The organism is Nocardiopsis sp. LDBS0036 (assembly GCF_041228755.1).
GTDB lineage: Bacteria > Actinomycetota > Actinomycetes > Streptosporangiales > Streptosporangiaceae > Nocardiopsis > Nocardiopsis dassonvillei.
On the sequence record NZ_CP141103.1, the window covers coordinates 4,680,891 to 4,701,033 of the forward strand.

Consider the following 20,143-nt stretch of genomic DNA (forward strand, 5'->3'; position numbering starts at 1 on the left):
TTTGTCTAGAGTCACAACTAATTGTCAACGGGGTGGCCGCGCAACACCGCCACCCCGCCGCCCGGCAGGGTCATCCCCTGCGCCGAAACGCCCGACACCAGGTCGCGGGCGCCCGCGTCCAGCCCGAACCGGGCCGGGTCGATCCACCGCGGCCGGTTGTCGTGGTTGGTGACGAACACCCACGCGCCGTCCCGGTCCACCCGGCGCACCACCTCCAGCCCCGGCTCCGGGAACGGCCCCGTCCCCGCCGCCTCGGCCAGCAGCCGCGCCAGGCCCCGGTCCGACAGCCGGGCCGACAGGTACCAGGCCTCGCCCGCGCCGTGGCGCCGCCGCGTCACCGCGGGCAGCCCGTCCAACGGGCCGCCCGCGTAGTGGGCCACCGCCTCGGCCCCCGCCAGGTGGACGTGCTCGCTCCACAGGGTGACCTCCTCGCGCACCGAACCCAGGTCCACGCCCACCGCGTCCCCGGGCAGCAGCGGGTGCACCTCCTCCACCCGCACCCCCAGCAGGTCCCGCAGCGCGCCCGGGTACCCGCCGGTGCGCACGGTCCCGTCCGGGTCGGCGGCCCCGCTCAGGAAGGTCACCACCAGCGTTCCGCCGTCCTCGGTGTAGCGGGCCAACCGCTCGGCCGCCTCGTCCGAGAGCAGGTACAGGGCGGGCACCACCAGCAGCGGCACCCGCGGCAGGTCGCGGTCGGGGCGCACCATGTCCACCGTGCGCCCCGACCGCCACAGCACCCGGTGCACCTGACGCGCCGCCTCCAGGTAGTCCACGCCCCGCGCCGGCAGCGACGGGCTGCCCAGCGCCCACCAGCACTCGGGGTCCCAGGTGAGCGCCGCGTCGGCGACCACGTCGGCGTCGCGCGCCTCCGCCACGCGGGGCAGCACGCTCCCCAGTTCGCACACCTCGCGGAAGATCCGCGAATCCGGCCCGGCGTGCGGCACCATCCCCGAGTGCCACTGCTCGGCGCCGCCCCGGGACGCCCGCCACTGGAAGAACATCGCGCCCCGCGACCCGCGCGCCACGTGCGCCAGGCTGTGCCGCGCCGTCTCCCCGGGGGCCTTCGGCCGGGTGACCTCGCCCGTGTAGGTCACACCCGCCGCCTGTTCCATCAACAGCCACGGCCGACCCGGGCCGGGCACGCGCTCCGCCCACGAGCGGGCCAGATCGGCGGCGAAGGCGGTCTGCTCCGCCCCGCCCTGCCCCGTCCGGTCCGGGTAGTCGTCCACGGCCACCAGGTCCAGGTGCTCGGCCCACCGCCACGGGTCCACCGGCACCCAGTCGCCGAAGGCCAGGTTGGTCGTGACCGGCACGTCCGGCCGGACGGCGCGCAGCACGTCGCGCTGGGACAGGAAGTGGTCGAGCATCGCGTCCGACAGGAACCGCCGGAAGTCCAGCACGTGCGCCGGGTTGGGCAGGTACTGGGTCGCCCGCGGCGGCTGGATCTGCTCCCACTCCGAGTAGTGCTGGCTCCAGAACGCCGTGGTCCACGCCGCGTTGAGCCGGTCCAGGTCCACGTGGCGACCCCGCAGCCAGTCGCGGAAGGCCCCGGCGGTGTGCTCGGAGTGCGACCACGTCCCGTACTCGTTGTGCACGTGCCACAGGCGCAGCGCCGGGTGCCCGGAGTAGCGCTCCGCCAGCGCGCGGGCGATGCGCACCGAGGCCTCCCGGTAGGCGGGGGAGCACACGTCGTAGGTGTCGCGGCTGCCGTGGGTGAGCCGGGTCCCGTCCGCGGTCACCGGCATCGCGTCGGGGTGGGCGAGCCCGAACCACGGCGGGGGAGAGGCGGTCGGGGTGGCCAGCGCGACCCCGATCCCGGCGTCGGCGAGCCGGTCCAGCACCCGGTCCAGCCACTCGAACCGGTACTCGCCCTCCTTCGGCTCCAGGAGCGCCCAGGAGAAGACGCCGACCGTCACGAGGTTGACCCCGGCGCGGCGCATCAGCTCCACGTCCTCCGCCTGGACCTCCTCCGGCCACTGCTCGGGGTTGTAGTCGCCGCCGAACCACAGCGGAGAGGACATGGGGAACTCCTTCTGGTTTGGTGTGTGCGCCAACAAAGTAGGGCGAAAACCCTTCCGGGCGACACCCCCCACACGAGGAGAGCGCATGTCCGCAGCACGACGGGTCCGCACCCGCCATCCGGTCGGGAACTGGGAGGACGCGCTGGTCACCGGCAACGGGCGCCAGGGGGCGCTCGTGCACTCGACGGCGGAGCGCGTCCGCCTCACGCTGGGCCACGAGCGGCTGTTCCTGCCGGTCACGGAGCCCCTGCCCGCTCCCGCGACCGCCTCCCTGCTGCCCGAACTGAGGGAGCTGCTGCGCCGGGGCCGCTCCCGCGAGGCCGCCGGGCGGATCACGGAGTTCGCGGCGCGGGAGCACCCGGGCTACGCCGACACCCGGTGGATCGACCCGCTGGTGGGGGCCGCCGTGCTCTCGTTCGCCCCGCGCGGACCCCGGCCGGGGCCGGTCACGCGCACGTGCGACCTGGACTCGGGCCTGGTCACGGAGGGGCTGCCGGACGGGACCGTGCACCGGGCCTTCGCCTCCCGGCCCGACGACGCCGTGGTCGTCGAGCTCGCCTCACCCGGTGGCCTGGACGGAACGCTGCGGCTCACCGCCTTGGAGGAGACGCCGCCGGTCCCGATGGCGGTGGCCCCTGAGGCGGCCCCCGGCCTGTTGACCCTGCGGGCGGACTTCCCCGAGCGCCCGCCCGGCGGCCTGTCCGGGTACACGGTGACCTGCGCCGTCAGCGCCGAGGGCGGTCGGGTCGGCGTCGGTGGTGAGGGGTTGGACCTGCGGGGTGTCCGGCGGCTCCGGCTGGTGGCACGCGTGCGGGTGGACGGTTTCGCCGCGTCCGCCGGGATCCCGGAGGACTTCGCCGGGGCGCTCGAACGCCACCGGGCGGTGCACGGCGACCTCATGTCCCGCTTCCGGCTGGAGCTGGAGGGCGGTCCGGCCCACCCCGACGCGCTCGGCGAGGACCTCCTGGCGGCGGGGGCCGCCCCCGACCTGATCGCACGCCTGGTCGACGCCGGGCGGTACGCGATCATCTCCAGCTGCGGCGACCTGCCGCCCACCCTCCAGGGGGTGTGGAGCGGCACCTACGACCCACCGTGGCGGTCGGGGTACACCTTCGACGGCAACCTGCCCTCCGCCCTCGCGGCCCTGCACACCACGGGCACGCCCGAGCTGATGACCGGCCTGTTCGACCTCCTCGACGGCATGGCCGACGACCTGGCGGAGAACGCGCGGCGGCTCTACGGCTGCCGGGGGATCCTGCTGCCCGCGCACGCCTCCACCTCCGGCAGGCACAACCACTTCGGCCCCGAGTGGTGCCTGACCTGCTGGACCGCGGGAGCGGCGTGGACGTCCCGCCTGTACTGGGACCACTACTCCCACACCCGCGACCGCGCGTTCCTGCGCGAGCGCGCCCTGCCCTTCCTCACCGCCGCCGCGGAGTTCCACGAGGACTTCCTCACCGACGAGGGCTTCTCCCCCTCCTACTCGCCGGAGAACACCCCCGGGGACGGCGGCGGCCAGGCCGCCGTCAACGCCACCATGGACGTCGCGGCCGTGCGCGACCTGGTGCGCAACCTGCTGCGGGCGCACCGCGTGCTGGGCGTTCCCGGCTCCCGCCGCTGGGCACGGCTGGGGGCGCGGCTGCCCGGATACCGGGTCGCCCCGGGCGGCGAACTCGCCGAGTGGGCGGGCCCGGCCGGGCCGGTCGGACAGACCGAGCGGCACGCGCACCGGCACGCCTCCCACCTGTACCCGCTCTGGTACGAGACCGACCCCGCCCTGGCCTCGCCCCGGCTGCGCGCGGCGGCGGTCGCCGCCGTGCGCGCCCGCCTGGAGTGGTGGCGCGGGCAGGAGTCCGACGAGATGGCCTTCGGCCTGGTCCAGCTGGGGCTGGCCGCGGCCAACCTGGGCCTGGCCGCCGAGGCGCACGAGACCCTGTCCCTGCTGGCCACCCGCTACTGGCGCCCCACCCTGGTGCCCACGCACAACCGGGGCAGCCTGTTCAACGTGGACATCGGCGGCGGGTTCCCGGCCGTGGCGGCGGCGATGCTGGCCCGGTCCGCCGAGGGGCGCCTGGACCTGTTGCCCGCCCTGCCCCGGGAGTGGGCCTCGGGCCGGGTGGAGGGGCTGCGGGCCCGGGGCGGGGTCGTCGTGGAACTCCTGGAGTGGTCCGGCGATCGGGCCCGCGCGCGGCTGCGGGCCGTCGAGCCCCGCGAGACGGTGGTGGCGCTTCCCGGAGGGGAGCGGCGCAAGGTGGACCTGGTACCGGACCGGACGGTGTCCCTGCAATTCCCGATGGTCGCCGGGGAAGAGTCGAATCGCTTCGAAATTTCCTCCACAACACCCCTTGCCGGGGGTTAGTCGGCTATCCAGACTAATGGGGAATTCGCGTCCGCCCGGGGCCGGATTTCCCGGGACGGGCGTACCCCCCAGATTCCCCCAAGGAGCCCGCACATGTCTCCCGAACAGCACCGGCCCCCCAGACGCGGGCGGGGCTTACCGGCGCTCGCCGTCGCGGCGGCCACCGCACTGGCCGCCTCCACCGTCGTCGCCACCACCGCGGCCGGGGCCGCTCCCGCCGAGCCGACCGCGGCACAGGCCGCCTACGAGTGGGACAACGTCGAGATCGTCGGGGGCGGCTTCGTCCCCGGCATCGTCTTCAGCGAGACCGAACCGGGCCTGGCCTACGCCCGCACCGACATCGGCGGCGCCTACCGCTGGAACCCCGACACCGAACGCTGGATCCCCCTGCTCGACTGGGTCGGCTGGGACGAGTGGGGCTACACGGGCGTCGTCAGCATCGCCACCGACCCCGTGGACCCCGATCGCGTGTACGCGGCCGTGGGCACCTACACCAACGGCTGGGACCCCAACAACGGGGCCATCCTCAGCTCCGACGACCGCGGCCAGACCTGGGACGTCGCCGAGCTGCCCTTCAAGCTCGGCGGCAACATGCCCGGCCGCGGCCTCGGCGAGCGCCTGGCCGTGGACCCCAACGACAACAGCGTCGTCTACTTCGGCGCGAGCGGCGGCAACGGCCTGTGGCGCAGCACCGACCACGGCGCCACCTGGGCCGAGGTCGAGGCCTTCCCCAACCCCGGCGACTACGTCCAGGACCCGGGCGACGAGACCGGCATGATGTCCGACATCACCGGCGTGACCTGGGTGGACTTCGACCCCAGGACCGGGTCCGAGGGCTCGGTCACCCAGGACGTCTACGTCGGCGTCGCCGACCTGGACGACCCGGTCTACCGCAGTCAGGACGGCGGACAGACCTGGGAGCCCGTCCCCGGCGCGCCCACGGGGCACCTGCCCGCGCACTCGGTCGTGGACCACGAGGGCGGCCAGCTCTACATGGCCACCACCAGCACCCCCGGCCCCTACGACGGCGACTCCGGCGACGTGTGGCGCATGGACCTGGCGACGGGGGAGTGGACCGACATCAGCCCCGTCCCCTCCGGCTCCGAGGACAACTACTTCGGCTACGGCGGCCTGACCATCGACCGGCAGGACCCGGACACGCTGATGGTCGCCACCCAGATCTCCTGGTGGCCCGACATCCAGATCTACCGCAGCACCGACCGCGGCCAGACCTGGACCCAGGCGTGGGACTGGGGCGCCTACCCCGAGCGCACCACGCGCTACGAGATGGACATCTCCGGAGCGCCCTGGCTGGACTTCGGCGGTACCGGGACGCCCCCGGAGACCCAGCCCAAACTCGGCTGGATGACGCAGGCGATGGCGATCGACCCGTTCGACTCCGACCGTTTCATGTACGGCACGGGCGCCACGGTCTACGGCAGCGACAACCTCACCGACTGGGACGCGGGCACCACCTTCGACATCGGGGTCAGGGCGCACGGCATCGAGGAGACGGCCGTGAACGACCTGATCAGCCCGCCCGAGGGCGCGCCGCTGCACTCGGCCCTGCTCGACATCGGCGGCTTCACCCACCAGGACCTGGAGACCGTCCCCGACCAGATGTACCAGCAGCCCTACTGGGGCCACGGGACCAGCCTGGACTTCGCCGAACTCCAGCCCGCGACCATCGCGCGGGTCGGCGGCAGCGACGCCGAGGCCGCCATCGGCCTGTCCACCGACGGCGGCGAGAGCTGGTGGGCCGGGCAGGAGCCCGGCGGCGTGACCGGCGGCGGCACGGTCGCGGTGAACGCGGACGGCTCGTCCGTCGTGTGGAGCCCCGACGGCACAGGCGTCCACGTCTCCACCACCCTGGGCTCGTCGTGGACCGCCTCCACCGGCGTTCCGGCGGGCGCGAGGGTGGAGGCCGACCGGGTGGACCCGGACGTGTTCTACGCCGTCTCCGGCGGCACCTTCTACACCAGCACCGACGGCGGGGCCACCTTCACGGCGGGCTTCGACGGGCTCCCGGCCGAGGGCAACATCCGCTTCGGCGCGGTGCCCGGCCACACCGGTGACGTGTGGGTCGCCGGAGGCACCGGTGACCACTACGGCATGTGGCGGAGCACGGACGCCGGGGCCTCCTTCGAGCAGGTCGAGGCCGTGGACGAGGGCGACGCGGTCGGCTTCGGCGCGCCCGCGCCGGGCTCGGACTACCCGGCGGTGTACACCAGCTCCAGGATCGACGGCGTGCGCGGGATCTTCCGCTCCGACGACGCGGGCGAGAGCTGGGTGCGGATCAACGACGACCAGCACCAGTGGGCCTGGACGGGGGCGACCATCACCGGCGACCCCAACGTCTACGGCCGGGTCTACGTCGGCACCAACGGCCGGGGGATCGTCTACGGCGACCTGGCGGGCGGGGGCGGCGACCCCGAGCCCACGCCGGAGCCCACGCCGGACCCCGAACCCACCCCGGAGCCGTCCCCGGACCCCGAGCCCGGGGACTGCGCGGTCGAGTACACCGTCACCAACACCTGGAGCGGCGGGTTCCAGGCCGGGGTGACGGTCACCAACGACGGCGACGAGGCACTGGAGGGCTGGGAGGTCGGCTGGGAGTTCACGGCCGGTGAGGAGGTCACGAGCCTCTGGAACGGCGCGTACACCCAGGACGGCGCGTCCGTGCGGGTCACCGACGCCGGGTGGAACGCCCGGATCGCCCCGGGGAGCTCGGTGACGGTCGGCTTCAACGGGACCGTGGACGGCGAGCCCGCGCAGCCGACCGGGCTCACCCTCGACGGGGAGGCCTGCGGCTGACGCCCTGACACGGCGGGGCCGGGAGCCGCGGGGGCGGTTCCCGGCCCTTCGCCGTGCCCGGACGGGGACCGGCGAACGGGCCGCCGCCGGAGCCGTCACGGAACCCCGGGCACACCCGCGCCCCCGGGGTTCCAGGAGGAGGGGAACCCCGGGGGCGCGGGCGGTCCTGAGGCGGCGCTACCCCTTCACGGCGCCGATGATGACGCCCTTGGTGAAGTGCTTCTGGACCAGCGGGTAGACGAACGTGACCGGCACCAGGGCCACCACCACGATGGCCATCTGGATGGCCAGGTTGGGCGCCGAGGCGGTGCCGCCCTGCATCGCGTCGCCGATCACCGAACTCGAACTGAGCTGCTGGCCCTGCTGCACGTACTGGCGCAGCACCAGCTGGAGCGGCCACTTGGCGTTGTCGTTGATGTAGAGGATGGCGTTGAAGAAGGCGTTCCAGTAGCCCACCGCGTAGAACAGGCCGACGACCGCGGTGACCCCCTTGGACATGGGCAGGACCAGCCGGGTCATGATGGTCCACTCGCTCGCCCCGTCCACCCGGGCGCTGTCGCCGATCTCCTGGGGCAGGTTCATGAAGAACGCCCGCATCACCACCAGGTTGAACGCGTTCACCGCCGTCGGCAGGATCAGCGACCAGTAGCTGTCGATCAGGCCGACGTTGCTCACCAGCAGGTACAGCGGGATCATCCCGGGCGCGAACAGGAAGGTCAGCAGCACCGCGAACAGCAGCGGCCGGTGCCACAGCGATCCGGGCTGGGACAGCCCGTAGGCGGCCAGGACGGTCGCCACCAGGCTGACCAGCGTCCCCACGGCGGTGACGCCCAGGCTGACCAGCACGGCCCGGGTCACCACGCCGCCGCTGAACAGGTCGGCGTAGGCCTGGAAGGAGATCCCCTGCGGGACCAGCACCAGGCCGCCCGCGCTGTTCACCGCAGAGGCGGGGGACAGGCTGGTCAGGATCACGACGTAGAGCGGGAAGAGGATGACGACCGCGATCACGGCCAGGGTGGTGTTCTTCGCGGCGCGCGCGGGAAGACCGGGGCGCTCCGCCCACACGGGGCGGTCCTTGAACAGTGTGCTCATGCTCGTCGGTAGATTCCGTTCTCACCCATCTTGTGGGCCAGCTTGTTGGCCAGAACGATGAGGACCAGTCCGACCACGCCCTTGACCAGGCCCGCGACCGCTCCCGCGCTGAAGTTCCCCGTCACCAGGGTCTGGTGGTAGATGAAGGTGTCCAGCACCTCCGACACGCCCGATCCGAACGCGTCGCGCTGGAGGTAGAACTGCTCGAAGCCGACGTTGAGGATGTCGCCGATCTTGAGGATGAGCAGCAGGACGATCACCGGGCGCAGGCCCGGCAGGGTGATGTGCCACATCCGCCGCCATCGCCCGGCGCCGTCCACGGCCGCGGACTCGTAGAGGTTCTGGTTCACGGCCGCCAGCGCCGCCAGGAAGATGATCGTGCCCCACCCGGCGTCCTTCCAGACCATCTGGGAGGTGACCACGAACAGGAACGCGTCGGGATCGGACATGACCTCCAGCGGCGCGTACCCGTTCTGCCGCAGGATCTGCGAGAACAGTCCGGCGCCGCCCAGGATCTGCTGGAACAGGGTGACGACCAGGACCCACGAGAAGAAGTGCGGCATGTACACGATGCTCTGGAGCACCATCCGCAGCCTGGGGCTGAGGACGCTGTCCAGCAGGATGGCCAGCGCGATCGGGATGGGGAAGAAGAACACCAATTGGACGGCGGCGATGACCAGCGTGTTGCCCGCCGCGGACCAGAAGCGGGGGTCGGTGAACAGACGCTCGAAGTGCGCCAGCCCCACCCACGGGCTGCCCCACACCCCGTCCCAGGGGTTGTAGTCCTGGAAGGCGATGATGTTGCCGAGGGTCGGCGTGTAGTGGAACACCGCCAGCAGGCCGATCGCCGGGACCGTCATCAGCAGCAGCTGCCAGTCGCGGCGCAGCCTCGCACCGAACGGGACCCGCCTGCGGCTCGGGGACGCGGACCCGCCCCGGCGGTCCGGGACGGCCGGGGACCGCCCCCGGCCCCCGCGCCCGCGGGACGCGTCGGCCGGGGAGGGCGGTTCGCCCTTGGTCATGGTCCGCTCAGTCACGGCCGTGCTCCTGGAGGACCCGCATGTAGAACTCGCGGCCCTCGTCGCCGCCGTCGCGGCGCCAGTCCGCGACGGCCTGGTCCAGGGCGCTGAGGTCCTCGCGGCCCCGGATGATGTCGTTGACCCTGTCGGTCATCGGGGTCTCGGCCCCGGAGAAGCGCTCGGGGCGCTGGATGCGGATGCCCGCGAACGGGTCGTCCTCGGTGAACTGGGCGGCGTGGTTGTACCAGTCGCACTTCCACGGCACGAAGTCCGGGTACTGGCTCTCGGTGATCGCCTGGGGGCGTCCGCTGATGAAGTAGTAGCCGTCGTTGACCTCGCCGTTGCCGGTGTCGGTGAGCTGCGGGGCGCCGTCGTCGTTGAGCTCGTGGTGCGCGCCCGCCTCGCCGTAGCGGTAGTCCATGTACTCCCGCGTGCCGAACGGAGCGGCGCAGTAGTTGATGATGCCGAGGATCTCCTCGACCTGCTCCGGCTCCATGCCCTTGCGTACGAACACGGACTGGGCGGAGGGGTCGCTGCGGTGCATCACCGGGTCGGCGCCGCCGTTGCCGAAGGCCGGCATCAGGTCCAGGCGGAAGTCGGGGTTGTCGCCGAGCATCTGCATGTAGGCCTCGTGCCAGGCGCCGATGCCGTCCTGGTTGAAGAGGATCTGCCCGGAGTTGAGCAGCTCCTTGGAGTTGTCCCCCAGGGCGACGATGTCGGGGTGGACGAGCCCCGCGTCGAACACCCTGCGCATGTACTCGATGCTGGCCCTCCACTCCTCGGTCTCGAACATGTGGATGAGCTCGCCGCCCGCGTAACGCCACTGCTTGGGCGCGCCGAAGACCTGGCGCATGGTGAGGTTGAAGTCGCCGAAGGCCCAGCGGTTGTTGTCCGGGTCGTTGACCTCCTCGCCGATCGCGAACAGGTCGTCGGGGCTGGTCGGGGCCTCCAGGCCGTACTCCTCCAGGAGGTCGCGCCGGTACAGGACCCAGTTGCCGAAGGGCTCGGCGGGCCAGGGCACCCCGTGCAGCTGCTGGTTGAAGACGTTCCAGCGCCAGGCGTCGCTGTCCAGGTTGGCCAGCAGGGGGTAGGCCTGCGCCGCGTCGCCGGCCAGGTGCGGCGTCAGGTCCTCGAACAGCTCGCCGACGGCCCGGTTGAACTGCGGGATCAGGTTGATGACCCAGTCGGGGATCATCGTGATGTCGGCGACGTCGCGCCCGGCGATCACCGCGTTCATCTTGTCGATGACCGAGTTGCCGTCCTGGAAGTTGAACTCCACCGTGGCGCCCAGACGCCCGTTGACGTACTCGAAGAAGGAGTTGTCGCCCAGGCCGGGCGGGATCGGCCCCCACAGCGGGGTCATCGCGGTGTAGCTCCCGCCCCTGCCGGGGGTCTCGGACACGGCCCGGACGAACTCCTGCGGGTAGGCGGTGAACCCGTCCGGGGCGCCGTGCTGTCCCGGGATGTCGGGGGTGACCCCCTGGAACGGGATGTGCGTGGGGATCAGGTCGTCCAGCGAGCTGGCGGAGGAGGCGGACCCTCCGCCGCTGGACGACTCCGAGCCGCAGCCGGTGAGCGTTCCGGCGGTGAGCGCCGCGGCGGTGGAGGCGCCCACCAGGCCGAGGAAGCGGCGTCGGCTGGGGGGCTGGCGCAGGGGGGTGGTGCGCATAGCGTCGTTCCTTCGGTTGAGCAGGCCGGGGAGCCCAGGGGGGTAGGAAACGAAGGGCCATTTTGCTATGAATTAGTTGGCCGTTTAGACAAACAAATTACTCCACTGTGATGTGGCACACAAGGTCTTCAGGTATCGAAGTCGAAGCGGTTCGATTTCGAAGGACAATACCCTCGCGCACGAGAGGCGAACACCCCCCATGACCCTCCAGCCGCACCTGCCGCCGTACCGGGACCCCGCCCTGCCGCCCGAACGGCGCGTGGACGACCTGCTCGCCCGCCTCACCCCGGAGGAGCGGATCGGCCTGCTCCACCAGCACCAGGCGCCCGTCGAGCGCCTGGGCGTCGGCCCCTTCCGGACCGGGACCGAGGCGCTGCACGGACTGGCCTGGCTCGGACCGGCCACCGTGTACCCGCAGGCCGTCGGCCTGGCCAGCACCTGGGACCCCGGCCTGCTCCGCCTCGTCGGCCGGGCCGTCGGCGACGAGGTGCTCGCCCGCAGGGGCGCGGGCGCGTCGCCCAACGTCTGGGCGCCCGTGGTCAACCCGCTGCGCGACCCCCGTTGGGGCCGCAACGAGGAGGGCTACTCCGAGGACGCGTGGCTGACCGGGCTCCTGGCCGCCGCCTACGCCCGGGGGCTGGCCGGTGACGGCGACACGCTGCGCCTCGCGCCCACCCTCAAGCACTTCCTCGCCTACAACAACGAGGAGGGCCGCTGCGATACCTCCAGCGACCTGCCGCCGAGGGTCCTGCGCGAGTACGAGCTCCAGGCCTTCCTGCCCGCCCTGGCCGAGGGGGCGGCCGTGGCCGTCATGCCCTCCTACAACCTGGTCAACGGGCGGCCCGCGCACCTGAGCCCGCTGATCGGCGACGTGCTGCGCCCGGCCGCGCCCGACCGCCTGCTGGTGGTCAGCGACGCCTACGCGCCCGCCAACCTCGTGGAGGCGCAGCACTTCCACCCCGACCTGCCCACGGCCTACGCGCACGCGATCCGGGCCGGGCTCGACAGCTTCACCCAGGACGACGACCGCACCGAGCCCACCCTCGGGCACGTGCGCGAGGCGCTGCGCCGGGGGCTGCTCACCGCGGCCGACATCGACCGCGCCGCGCGCAACGTGCTCTCGGTCCGGATCCGCCTGGGCGAGTTCGACCCCGTGATGGGCGGGGTCGACGGGATCGCCGGGGTGGGCGGAGACCTGCTGGCCGGGGACGGCCCGAACGGTGAGGTGTGGGGCGGGGGCGCGGGGGACACCGGGGGCGGCGGCGCGGCGGGGGAGGCCGGGCACGGGACCGCCGGGGACGCCGGGGCCTTCGACACCCCCGAGCACCGGGCGCTCGCCCGGGAGGCGGCCACCCGCTCGATCGTGCTGCTCCGCAACGAGGGCGCGCTCCCGCTGCGCGACGTGCGCCGGGTCGCCGTCGTCGGCCAGCTCGGCGACACCGTGCTGGAGGACTGGTACAGCGGGACGCTGCCCTACGCCGTCACCGCGCGCGCCGGGATCGCCGAGCGGGTGGAGACGGTGTTCTGCGAGGGCGTGGACCGCATCCGGCTGAGCACGTTCGGGCACGGACTCGTGGTGGACCCCGGCGACGGGGGCCCCGCCCGGTTGGAGGCCCACGGCGTCTGCGGCGGGCACCGCGGCGCGGACGGGCACGCGCCGACCGTGGAGGAGGAGGTCGAGGGCGCGGACTTCGACCTGCTGGACTGGGGCGGCGGCGCCTGCGCCCTGCGCTCGACGCGGACGGGGAGGTACCTCGACGTGGGACCCGGAGACGTCCTGGCCTTCACCGCGCCGGGGCCCGGCACCTGGGAGGTCACCCAGACCTTCCGCCTGGAGGAGCGCAAGGGCCTGCACACCCTCGTCCACGTGCGCAGCGGCCGCGGTGTCACCTCGGATCCGCGCGACGGGAACCTGCGCCTGGCCGGAGCAGGGGAGGGGGAGGGCCTGTTCATCGTGGACGGGCTCGGCACGGGAGCCGAGGAGGCCGCGCGGGTGGCCTCCGCCGCCGACGTCGCGGTCGTCGTCCTGGGCGACCACCCCATGGTCAACGGGCGCGAGACCGAGGACCGGACCGACCTGGACCTGCCCGCCGCCCAGGAGCGGGTGCTGCGCGCCGTGCGCGCGGCCAACCCCGCCACGGTCCTGGTGCTCAGCAGCGGCTGCCCGTTCGGGATCACCTGGGCCGACGAGCACGTCCCGGCCGTCCTGTGGTCGGCGCACGGCGGCCAGGAGTACGGCCACGCGCTCGCGGACGTGCTCTTCGGCGACGCCGAGCCCTCCGGACGGCTTCCGCAGACCTGGTACCGCTCCGCCGACGACCTGCCCGGGATGCTCGACTACGACATCGTCGGCGCGCGCGGCACCTACCTGTACTTCGAGGGCGAGCCGCTCTACCCCTTCGGGCACGGCCTCGGCTACACGTCGGTGGAGTACGCGGCCCCGGTGGTCCGCGTGGACGGCGGCCGGGTCACCGTCGCCGTCATGGTCGCCAACACGGGCGCGCGGCCCGCCGACGAGGTGGTGCAGGTCTACACCCGCCAGCTGGCCTCGCGTGTGCGGACCCCGCTGCGCGCGCTGCGCGGGTTCGCCCGGGTGCGCGTGGAGCCGGGCCGCAGCGCGCTCGCCACGGTCTCCTTCGACGTGGACCGGCTCGCGCTGTGGGACACCACCCGCGACCGCTTCGTGGTGGAGGACGCGCCGCGCCAGGTGCTGGTCGGGCGTTCGGCGACCGACATCCGCGCCACCGCGGCCCTGGACGTGCCGGGGGAGGCCATCCCGCCCCGCGACGCGCGCACGCCGTGGTCGGCCGCGGGCTACGACGACGCCCGGGGCACGTCCCTGTGCCCGCTCACCCCCGAGCGGGGCGACGCGGTGCGTTCCCGGGAGGGCGGCGCGTGGGCCGCCTTCCGCGACGTGGACCTCGGCGACGGGGTCACCGGGTGCCGCCTCACGGTGAACGCCGAACACGCCAGCACGGTCCGCGTCCGCCTGGACGACCCCGAGGACGGACCGACCGCCGCGGTGGCCGACGTCCCGGCGGGCAAGGACGGTTACGACTTCACCGAGGTCGGCGCGGCCTTCGAGGACGCGGGGGGAGCCGGGGGGATCCGTGACCTGTACCTGGTCTTCGACCGGCCGGGTACGGCTGTGGCCGACCTGGTCCTGACCGGCGCTGCTCCGGCACCGGAGGCGGACTGAGCGGTGGCGGGCCGGACACGGTCCGGCCGGCACCGAGCCGCAGCCGCCCCGGGGGAGGTCCGGCGCGGTGCGGCCGACAGTGAGCCGGGGGCGGCCCGCCCGGATTCCGGACGGGCCGTCCCCGGCCGCCCGGGTTCCGGCGGCGGTCGCGTCACCCCGGTCCGGGGGCCGTCGTGCGGCTCCCGGGTCAGCGGGGTCCGGAGGGGCTCACCGGAACTGGGCCACCAGCTGGGCCAGGATGTTGTGCGGCAGGCTGCGGGGGAGCATCTGGTTGACGGTGCCGGAGACGTGGAGGTCGCGTTCCGGAACGTGGTAGAGCACGTTCCCGAAGGCCCCGGAGTGGCCGATCATCTCCGGGCACGGGGTGAACGGAGTCATCCAGCGCGGGAGCCTGAACCGCATGACCCCGATCCCGTAGTCGATGGGGACCAGACGTGAGAACACCGGGTTCCAGCGCGCGGTCATCTCCGCCAGGTACCGCGCGGGGAACAGTTCGCCCCCCACGAAGGCGCGCAGGAGCCGCAGCTGGTCGGCCGAGGTCGAGACCACCGCTCCGTCGGGCGGGAACGAGGCGATCGTCCTCGGCACGCGCAGCCGGGTGCGGCCGTGCAGGAGCGTGGCGACCTCGTCGTAGCGGTCCAGCGTGTGCGGGGTGAACAGCCAGGTGTCGTGCAGCCCGAGCGGTTCGAGGACCCGGGCCCGCAGGGCCCGGTCGTAGCCGCCGGACGTGGCCACCTCGATGACGCGTCCGAGCAGCTGGTAGTTGGTGTCGCAGTAGTGCGCCCTGCCCGGGGTCGACGGGGCGAACCGGCTCGGCATGGCCCTGGCCATGCCGAGGAAGTCCTCGAAGGTCCAGGCGGCGTCCTCGCGGAGCATGTCGCCCAGGAACGTGGTGCCGTCGGGGCGCTTCTGCTCGAAGTAGTCGGGGATCCCGGAGGTCTGCGTCAGCAGTTCGCGCACCGTGATCGCCGGGCCGTGGTCGCGGCCCCCGTACGTGTTGAGCCCGCGCATCGTGTCCGCGCCGAGCAGGTCCGCGACGGGTGTGTCGAGGGTCAGGGTCCCCTCGTCGCGCAGCTGCATGACCATCGCGACGGTGTACAGCTTGGTGATGCTGGCGACGAAGTACGGCCGCCCCGTGTCGCCGTGGCTCCAGGAGAACCCGGTGGACGGCTGCTCCACGGCGAGGCTCATCAGCGACACCCCCGGCTTGGCGGCGTAGCGCGCCGCGATCCCGTCGAGCCGGGCCGAGATCCGCTCACTCACGGGGTGTCCTCCTCCAGCAGCCGTTCGGTGGCGTCGAGCCAGTCCAGCTCCGCCCTGGCCAGGGTGATGCCGTAGGAGAGCGTGGCCAGGCGGAGCGCCTGCCCGAGCCCGGCGGCCTCCGCCGGGACGGCGATCGCCTCCAGCGCGGCCAGCTCCCCGCCCACCTCCCGCCTGCGGGTGTCCAGCAGTTCCCGGATGTCCTCCGTGCGCATCCTGTCCGCGAAGAACAGCCGTGCCAGGAAGGGGTCCCGGGTCGGCGGGGTGCGCGGGGGAGAGGTGAGCCAGCGGTCCAGTTCGGCCAGCCCGGGGGCGGTCACGCTGTGCAGGTGCAGGTTGGGGCGCTCCTCCTGCACCACGGTGCGGCGGGAGGCCAGGCCCTCCTCCACCAGGCCGGTGAGCGTCCGGTAGATCTGCGACTGGTCCGCCGTCCAGAAGTGCCCGACGCTCTCGTCGATCACCTTCTTCAGGTCGTAGCCGCTCATCGGCTTGATGGACAGGAGCCCGAGGATGGCGTGTCGTAGGGACATGGGTAGAGGATAGCGCCAATATATGTGTTGTCCACTATGGGAGAGCGCATGTAGTCCGGGGGTCGGTGTGGACTCCGGAGCCGGAACGCCGGAACGACGGTGGATTCCCTGTTCAGGGCGGAGTGCACGCCGCCCTGTACGGCCTCCTGGTAGCTGTCCGGAAAGGTCACCGGTGTGACGCGAGGGGTTCCGGCCTGACTCTGGGCGAGGTCGGGCGGGCGAGACGCGCTAGGAGTACAGGCCCCCGGCGGAGGGGCGGGTCCGGCGGCCCCTCACGGTCACGGCACTAGGCGGTGTCCGCGGTGTCCCCGTCCGGCCGTGCCGCGTCCGCCGCCGGGCGTTCGGCGGGCTCCACAGCGGGCTCCGCGGCGGACTCCGCGGCGGACTCCTCGCTGGACGCGGGATCAGGGGCCCGGGTCACGGGCTCGGGCAGGGGCAGCAGTCCCGCGTCGAGCGAGTGGATCATCGCGGTGGCCCCGCCCCGGGCCGCCGCGCTCAGCCCCAGCGACGACAGCTCCACCCGGCAGCCGCCCGCCTCCGGTGCGAACGCGCTCGCGGCCGCCTCCGCCCGGCAGTTCGGCAGCAGCCACGGGCCCAGGGGCACGAAGTAGCCGCCCAGCACCACCAGACTCGGGTTGGTGACGTTGATCAGCACGGCCAGGCCCCGGCCCAGCCACGTGCCCGCCCGCTCCAGCGCGCCGACGGCGGTGTCCTCGCCCGCCTCGGCGCGTTCCACGGCCGTCCCCACCAGCCCGGCGACGTCGCTGCCCGACAGCGGGTGGTCCGGGAACCGGTCGGGGACGGCCCCGCGCAGGATGGCCCCGATCCCCGCCAGCGCCTCCAGGCAGCCGCGGCGCCCGCACGCGCACTCCGGGCCGTCCGGGGACAGCGACAGGTGGCCCACCTCGCCCGCGAACCCGCTGGCGCCGCGCAGCAGTCCGCCCCCGGTCAGGATGCCCGCGCCGATCCCGACCTCACCGGTCAGGTACGCGAGGTCGGCCGTCCCCGCGAACGACCCCACCCGGTACTCGGCCACCGCGCCCAGGTTCGCGTCGTTGTCCACCCGCACCGGGACGCCCTCCACCCCGGCCTCGCGCAGCAGCTCCGACAGCCGGTCCCGCAGCGGCACGTCGCGCCAGCCCAGGTTGGGCGCGTGCGTGACCGTCCCCGAGGGCGCGTCGATCAGCGCCGGGACCGCCACGCTCACCCCCACCACGGTGCGCCCGCGCAGCGCGGGGTCGGCCACCGTCGCGCCCAGGGTGCGCGCGATGTGCCGCGCGCACGCCTCCGCCCCGGCCGACCGGGCGTCGAAGGGGACGTGGCGGCTGACCAGTTCGCGCTGGAGCAGGTCCACGGCGACCACCGACAGGTAGTCCACGTTGACCTCCAGGCCGATCGCCGCGATCGAGGAGTCGTCCAGGTCCAGCAGCACCCCCGGGCGCCCCACCCGCTGCCGGGAGGAGCGCCCGGTCTCGCGGACCAGCCTGCGCGCCATGAGGTCGGCGACCAGGCTGGACACCGTGGTCTTGTTCAGCCCGGTGGCCGCGGCCACCGCCGCGCGCGAGCAGGGGGCCAGCTCGCGGACCGTGCGCAGCACGACGCCCAGGTTGGTCTCCCGGACCGTCTGGAAGCTCACCGTTCCCGAACCGACCGACACCTGGTCCCCCTCGTCCCGTCCGACACGGCACACCGTGCCCGGATCGTACAGGCAGCCGGTGGCGTGAGCGGGGGCGCTGCCCCGGCAGGGCGTGGCTGCGGAGGCGAACGCGGCGGAGGGGACGGTTGTGGCCGGGGAGGTGGTCGTGGAATCGGGGAACTACGCCGGGGAGGGAATCCGGATCTGGATCCGGGACCGGAAGGCAGGACCGCAACCGTGGAACCGGGGGTGGAGGGCGGAGCCGGGGGCGCGGCCGGGGACCGGCCGGAAAAGCCGTTGCGCCCGGCCGACCCCTCTGGTGGGATCCCGGTCATGGTGCCTCCCGACGTCTTCCGCGACCAGCCCGTCCTCACCGGGGAGAGGGTCCGCCTCGAACCGCTCGACGCCGGGACCGGTGAGCACTTCATCGAACCGGTACTGCGCATGGACCCCGAGGTGCGCCGCCTCACCGGCACCCACCGGGAGTTCACCAGGGAGGAGCTGGTGCGCTGGGCCGCGACGCGGCCCGACCACCACGACCGGGCCGACTGGGTCGTCTTCGAGAGGGAGGGCGGCGCGGCCGTGGGCGAGTGCGCGCTGATCGACCTCGACCCGGACAACGCCAGCGCCGGCTACCGGATCGCGCTCAACGGCATGTCCGTCACCGGGAGGGGCTACGGCACCGAGGCCACGGACCTCGTGCTGGAGTACGCCTTCACCGTGGCCGGGCTGCACCGGGTCGCCCTGGAGGTGTTCGCGTTCAACACCCGCGCGCAGAGGTCCTACGCCCGGTCGGGGTTCGTCCGGGAGGGCGTCTGGCGCGAGTCCCTGCGCTGGGACGGCGAGTGGCACGACGCCGTGCTGATGTCGGTCCTGGCCGAGGAGTACGCCGAGCTCCGCGCCGCCCGGAAGAAGGGCTGAGGCGGGTTCCGTGGGCGCCGCCCGTCGCGCAGCGGGGTGCGTACCCGCGGAACGCCTCCCGGGGCTACCCTCGGGCCATGCCCGTTCCTGACTTCCTCCTCGCCCTCCGCAGCCACGTCGGCCACGGCCTCCTGCCCCTCGTCGGGGTGACGGCGGTGGTGGTCAACGAGGAGGGCGAGGTCCTCCTGCACCGGCGCGCGGACGACGGCCGCTGGGCCACGCCCGGCGGCATCCTGGAACCGGAGGAGGAGCCCGCCCGGGCCGTGGTCCGCGAGGTGCGCGAGGAGACCGGGGTGGAGGTCGAGGTGGAGCGGCTCACCAGCGTGCTCGCCCAGGAGCCCTTCACCTACCCCAACGGCGACCGCGTGCAGATCCTCGACCTGGCCTTCCGCTGCCGCCCCGTGGGCGGGGCGCCCGACGCCAGCGGCGACGAGAGCCTGGACGTGCGCTGGTTCCCGCCCGGGGCCCTGCCGGACATGCCCCAGCGCATCCTGGACCGGATCGGCCACGCCCACGAGGACCGCCCGGGACCGTTCTACGTCACCTGAGCCCCGCTTCCCCGGATCCCGGCCTGTACGGGCGTCCCGGCCCCGGACCGAGCCGGGTGCCGCCACCGAGCTGGCCGTCAGCGGTCCGGCGGGCGCGGGAGCGCCCCGGGAGCCTCCGGCGACCGCCCCCGCGCGGTTCGGGGCCGCCCCGCCTCGCGGTGCCGCCGGTCAGGGGCGCTCGGCGGGCAGGGAGAGCAGTCCCTCCACCGTCCGGGCCAGGTCGCGGTCCGAGACGTCCGGCGGGGCGAAGACCGACGGGAAGCGCCCCTCCAGGTGGGAGGACCAGCCGGTCACCAGCCCCGCGTGCCGCGCCCCGGCGACGTCCCATCCGTGCGCGGTGACCAGGGCCAGCCGCTCCGGGGCGACTCCCAGGGACCGCGCGGCGGCCCGGTAGGCGCCCGGCGCGGGCCGCCACTCCCCGGCGGGGCGGGCGGCCAGCACGTCCTCCACCAGGTCGGGCAGACCGGCGCGCTCCAGCAGTCTCCGGGCCAGCGCGTCGTCGTGGTCGCCCAGGACCGCGACGGGCACTCCGGCCCCGCGCGCGGCGCGCAGCGCGGCGTCCGCCTCGGGCCGGGGGTCGAGTTCGGCCAGCCCCCCGATGATGGCGTCCTCGGCGGAAGGGGCGATCTGGTGGCCGGTGATGTCGCGCAGCGCTCCCCGGACCACGTCCTCGAAGGAGCGGTCGGCGCCGTCGCCCCCCACCAGGGCCAGGGCGAACGAGTCGCGCAGCAGGTGGTCCGACCAGCGGGTCATGAGCACCCGGGGGATTCCGGCCTCCCGGAACCGCCACTCCAGGGGCGCGAGGGGGAAGAGGGTGTCGAGGACGTCGAGGACGAGGGCGGCCGGGCGGAGCGGTCGCCCGGCGGGGCGTTCGGACATGGGAGCGGCTCCAGGGAGGGGGTCGGGAACGGCCACCCCGTTCCTACCCGGGCGCGGGGTCCTTCGCGCCTCCCGGACACCCGATCGCCGCCCCCGTGCCTCCGGGACACCCGGTCGCAGCCCTCACGCCCACCGTCCCCGCGACCGGTACCCGGCGCGCGCCTCCTCCCGCCTCCGCCGCACGGCGCCCCGGATC

The 20,143-nt window shown here is 73.8% G+C and carries 13 protein-coding genes; 5 read left to right on the top strand and 8 right to left on the bottom strand.

Annotated elements, in window-relative coordinates; genetic code table 11:
• Positions 1-17: 17 nt before the first annotated feature.
• The gene (locus UIS43_RS19900) at positions 18-2,021 is read right to left on the bottom strand and encodes a beta-galactosidase (protein ID WP_013156546.1); all 2,004 of its coding nucleotides are present in this window, start codon (positions 2,019-2,021) and stop codon (positions 18-20) included.
• An 85-nt stretch (positions 2,022-2,106) separates the two neighbouring features.
• On the opposite strand from UIS43_RS19900, the gene UIS43_RS19905 reads away from it, so the two are divergent.
• Both UIS43_RS19905 and UIS43_RS19910 read left to right on the top strand, forming a co-directional pair.
• Positions 2,107-4,380 (top strand): glycoside hydrolase N-terminal domain-containing protein, encoded by a 2,274-nt coding sequence (locus UIS43_RS19905; RefSeq protein WP_071621081.1) that lies wholly within the window; start codon positions 2,107-2,109, stop codon positions 4,378-4,380.
• Positions 4,381-4,473: 93 nt separating this feature from the next.
• Positions 4,474-7,194, top strand: coding sequence for a cellulose binding domain-containing protein (locus tag UIS43_RS19910; RefSeq protein ID WP_370011240.1), 2,721 nt, complete (start codon positions 4,474-4,476; stop codon positions 7,192-7,194).
• Between the two features lie 177 nt (positions 7,195-7,371).
• Here the strand turns inward: UIS43_RS19910 and UIS43_RS19915 are convergent, their stop codons facing one another.
• Genes UIS43_RS19915 through UIS43_RS19925 form a run of 3 tightly spaced genes read right to left on the bottom strand, consistent with a single transcriptional unit; the run spans position 7,372 to position 10,974 of the window.
• Positions 7,372-8,286 carry a carbohydrate ABC transporter permease gene (locus UIS43_RS19915; RefSeq protein WP_013156549.1) on the bottom strand — a complete coding sequence of 305 codons (915 nt, stop codon included), beginning with the start codon at positions 8,284-8,286 and terminating at the stop codon, positions 7,372-7,374.
• Positions 8,283-9,323 carry a sugar ABC transporter permease gene (locus tag UIS43_RS19920; protein WP_013156550.1) on the bottom strand — a complete coding sequence of 347 codons (1,041 nt, stop codon included), beginning with the start codon at positions 9,321-9,323 and terminating at the stop codon, positions 8,283-8,285. The genes UIS43_RS19915 and UIS43_RS19920 overlap by 4 nt, the downstream gene beginning before the upstream one ends.
• On the bottom strand, positions 9,316-10,974 hold the full coding sequence (locus UIS43_RS19925) for an extracellular solute-binding protein (protein ID WP_370011244.1): 1,659 nt from the start codon (positions 10,972-10,974) through the stop codon (positions 9,316-9,318). Before UIS43_RS19925 ends, UIS43_RS19920 begins: the two co-directional genes overlap by 8 nt.
• 199 nt (positions 10,975-11,173) lie before the next feature.
• Between UIS43_RS19925 and UIS43_RS19930 the strand changes: the two genes are divergently transcribed.
• Entirely contained in the window at positions 11,174-14,173 is a 3,000-nt protein-coding gene (locus UIS43_RS19930; RefSeq protein WP_370011246.1) for a glycoside hydrolase family 3 C-terminal domain-containing protein, read from the top strand.
• Between the two features lie 207 nt (positions 14,174-14,380).
• Here the strand turns inward: UIS43_RS19930 and UIS43_RS19935 are convergent, their stop codons facing one another.
• From UIS43_RS19935 to UIS43_RS19945, 3 genes are all read right to left on the bottom strand, one after another.
• Positions 14,381-15,436 carry a serine hydrolase gene (locus tag UIS43_RS19935; RefSeq protein ID WP_013156553.1) on the bottom strand — a complete coding sequence of 352 codons (1,056 nt, stop codon included), beginning with the start codon at positions 15,434-15,436 and terminating at the stop codon, positions 14,381-14,383.
• Complete coding sequence (locus UIS43_RS19940; protein WP_013156554.1) at positions 15,433-15,963, bottom strand: PadR family transcriptional regulator; 531 nt, start codon at positions 15,961-15,963, stop codon at positions 15,433-15,435. The genes UIS43_RS19935 and UIS43_RS19940 overlap by 4 nt, the downstream gene beginning before the upstream one ends.
• Positions 15,964-16,249: 286 nt before the next feature.
• Complete coding sequence (locus tag UIS43_RS19945) at positions 16,250-17,620, bottom strand: ROK family protein (protein ID WP_370013268.1); 1,371 nt, start codon at positions 17,618-17,620, stop codon at positions 16,250-16,252.
• Between the two features lie 312 nt (positions 17,621-17,932).
• On the opposite strand from UIS43_RS19945, the gene UIS43_RS19950 reads away from it, so the two are divergent.
• A complete protein-coding gene (locus UIS43_RS19950; RefSeq protein WP_041553482.1) occupies positions 17,933-18,520 on the top strand; it encodes a GNAT family N-acetyltransferase in 588 nt (195 codons plus the stop codon).
• Between the two features lie 77 nt (positions 18,521-18,597).
• On the top strand, positions 18,598-19,068 hold the full coding sequence (locus UIS43_RS19955) for an NUDIX domain-containing protein (RefSeq protein WP_013156557.1): 471 nt from the start codon (positions 18,598-18,600) through the stop codon (positions 19,066-19,068).
• A gap of 168 nt (positions 19,069-19,236) precedes the next feature.
• On the opposite strand, the gene UIS43_RS19960 is transcribed toward UIS43_RS19955, so the two are convergent.
• Positions 19,237-19,947, bottom strand: a complete 711-nt coding sequence (locus UIS43_RS19960) for an HAD family hydrolase (protein WP_013155859.1) — start codon at positions 19,945-19,947, stop codon at positions 19,237-19,239.
• Between the last annotated feature and the right edge of the window lie 196 nt (positions 19,948-20,143).

Excerpts from the sequence above, each read along its gene's own strand:
- UIS43_RS19910 (WP_370011240.1), top strand. The coding sequence starts at position 4,474 with ATGTCTCCCGAACAGCACCGGCCCCCCAGACGCGGGCGGGGCTTACCG.
- UIS43_RS19930 (WP_370011246.1), top strand. The coding sequence starts at position 11,174 with ATGACCCTCCAGCCGCACCTGCCGCCGTACCGGGACCCCGCCCTGCCG.
- UIS43_RS19925 (WP_370011244.1), bottom strand. The coding sequence starts at position 10,974 with ATGCGCACCACCCCCCTGCGCCAGCCCCCCAGCCGACGCCGCTTCCTC.
- UIS43_RS19900 (WP_013156546.1), bottom strand. The coding sequence starts at position 2,021 with ATGTCCTCTCCGCTGTGGTTCGGCGGCGACTACAACCCCGAGCAGTGG.
- UIS43_RS19960 (WP_013155859.1), bottom strand. The coding sequence starts at position 19,947 with ATGTCCGAACGCCCCGCCGGGCGACCGCTCCGCCCGGCCGCCCTCGTC.
- UIS43_RS19950 (WP_041553482.1), top strand. The coding sequence starts at position 17,933 with ATGGTGCCTCCCGACGTCTTCCGCGACCAGCCCGTCCTCACCGGGGAG.
- UIS43_RS19940 (WP_013156554.1), bottom strand. The coding sequence starts at position 15,963 with ATGTCCCTACGACACGCCATCCTCGGGCTCCTGTCCATCAAGCCGATG.
- UIS43_RS19955 (WP_013156557.1), top strand. The coding sequence starts at position 18,598 with ATGCCCGTTCCTGACTTCCTCCTCGCCCTCCGCAGCCACGTCGGCCAC.
- UIS43_RS19905 (WP_071621081.1), top strand. The coding sequence starts at position 2,107 with ATGTCCGCAGCACGACGGGTCCGCACCCGCCATCCGGTCGGGAACTGG.
- UIS43_RS19915 (WP_013156549.1), bottom strand. The coding sequence starts at position 8,286 with ATGAGCACACTGTTCAAGGACCGCCCCGTGTGGGCGGAGCGCCCCGGT.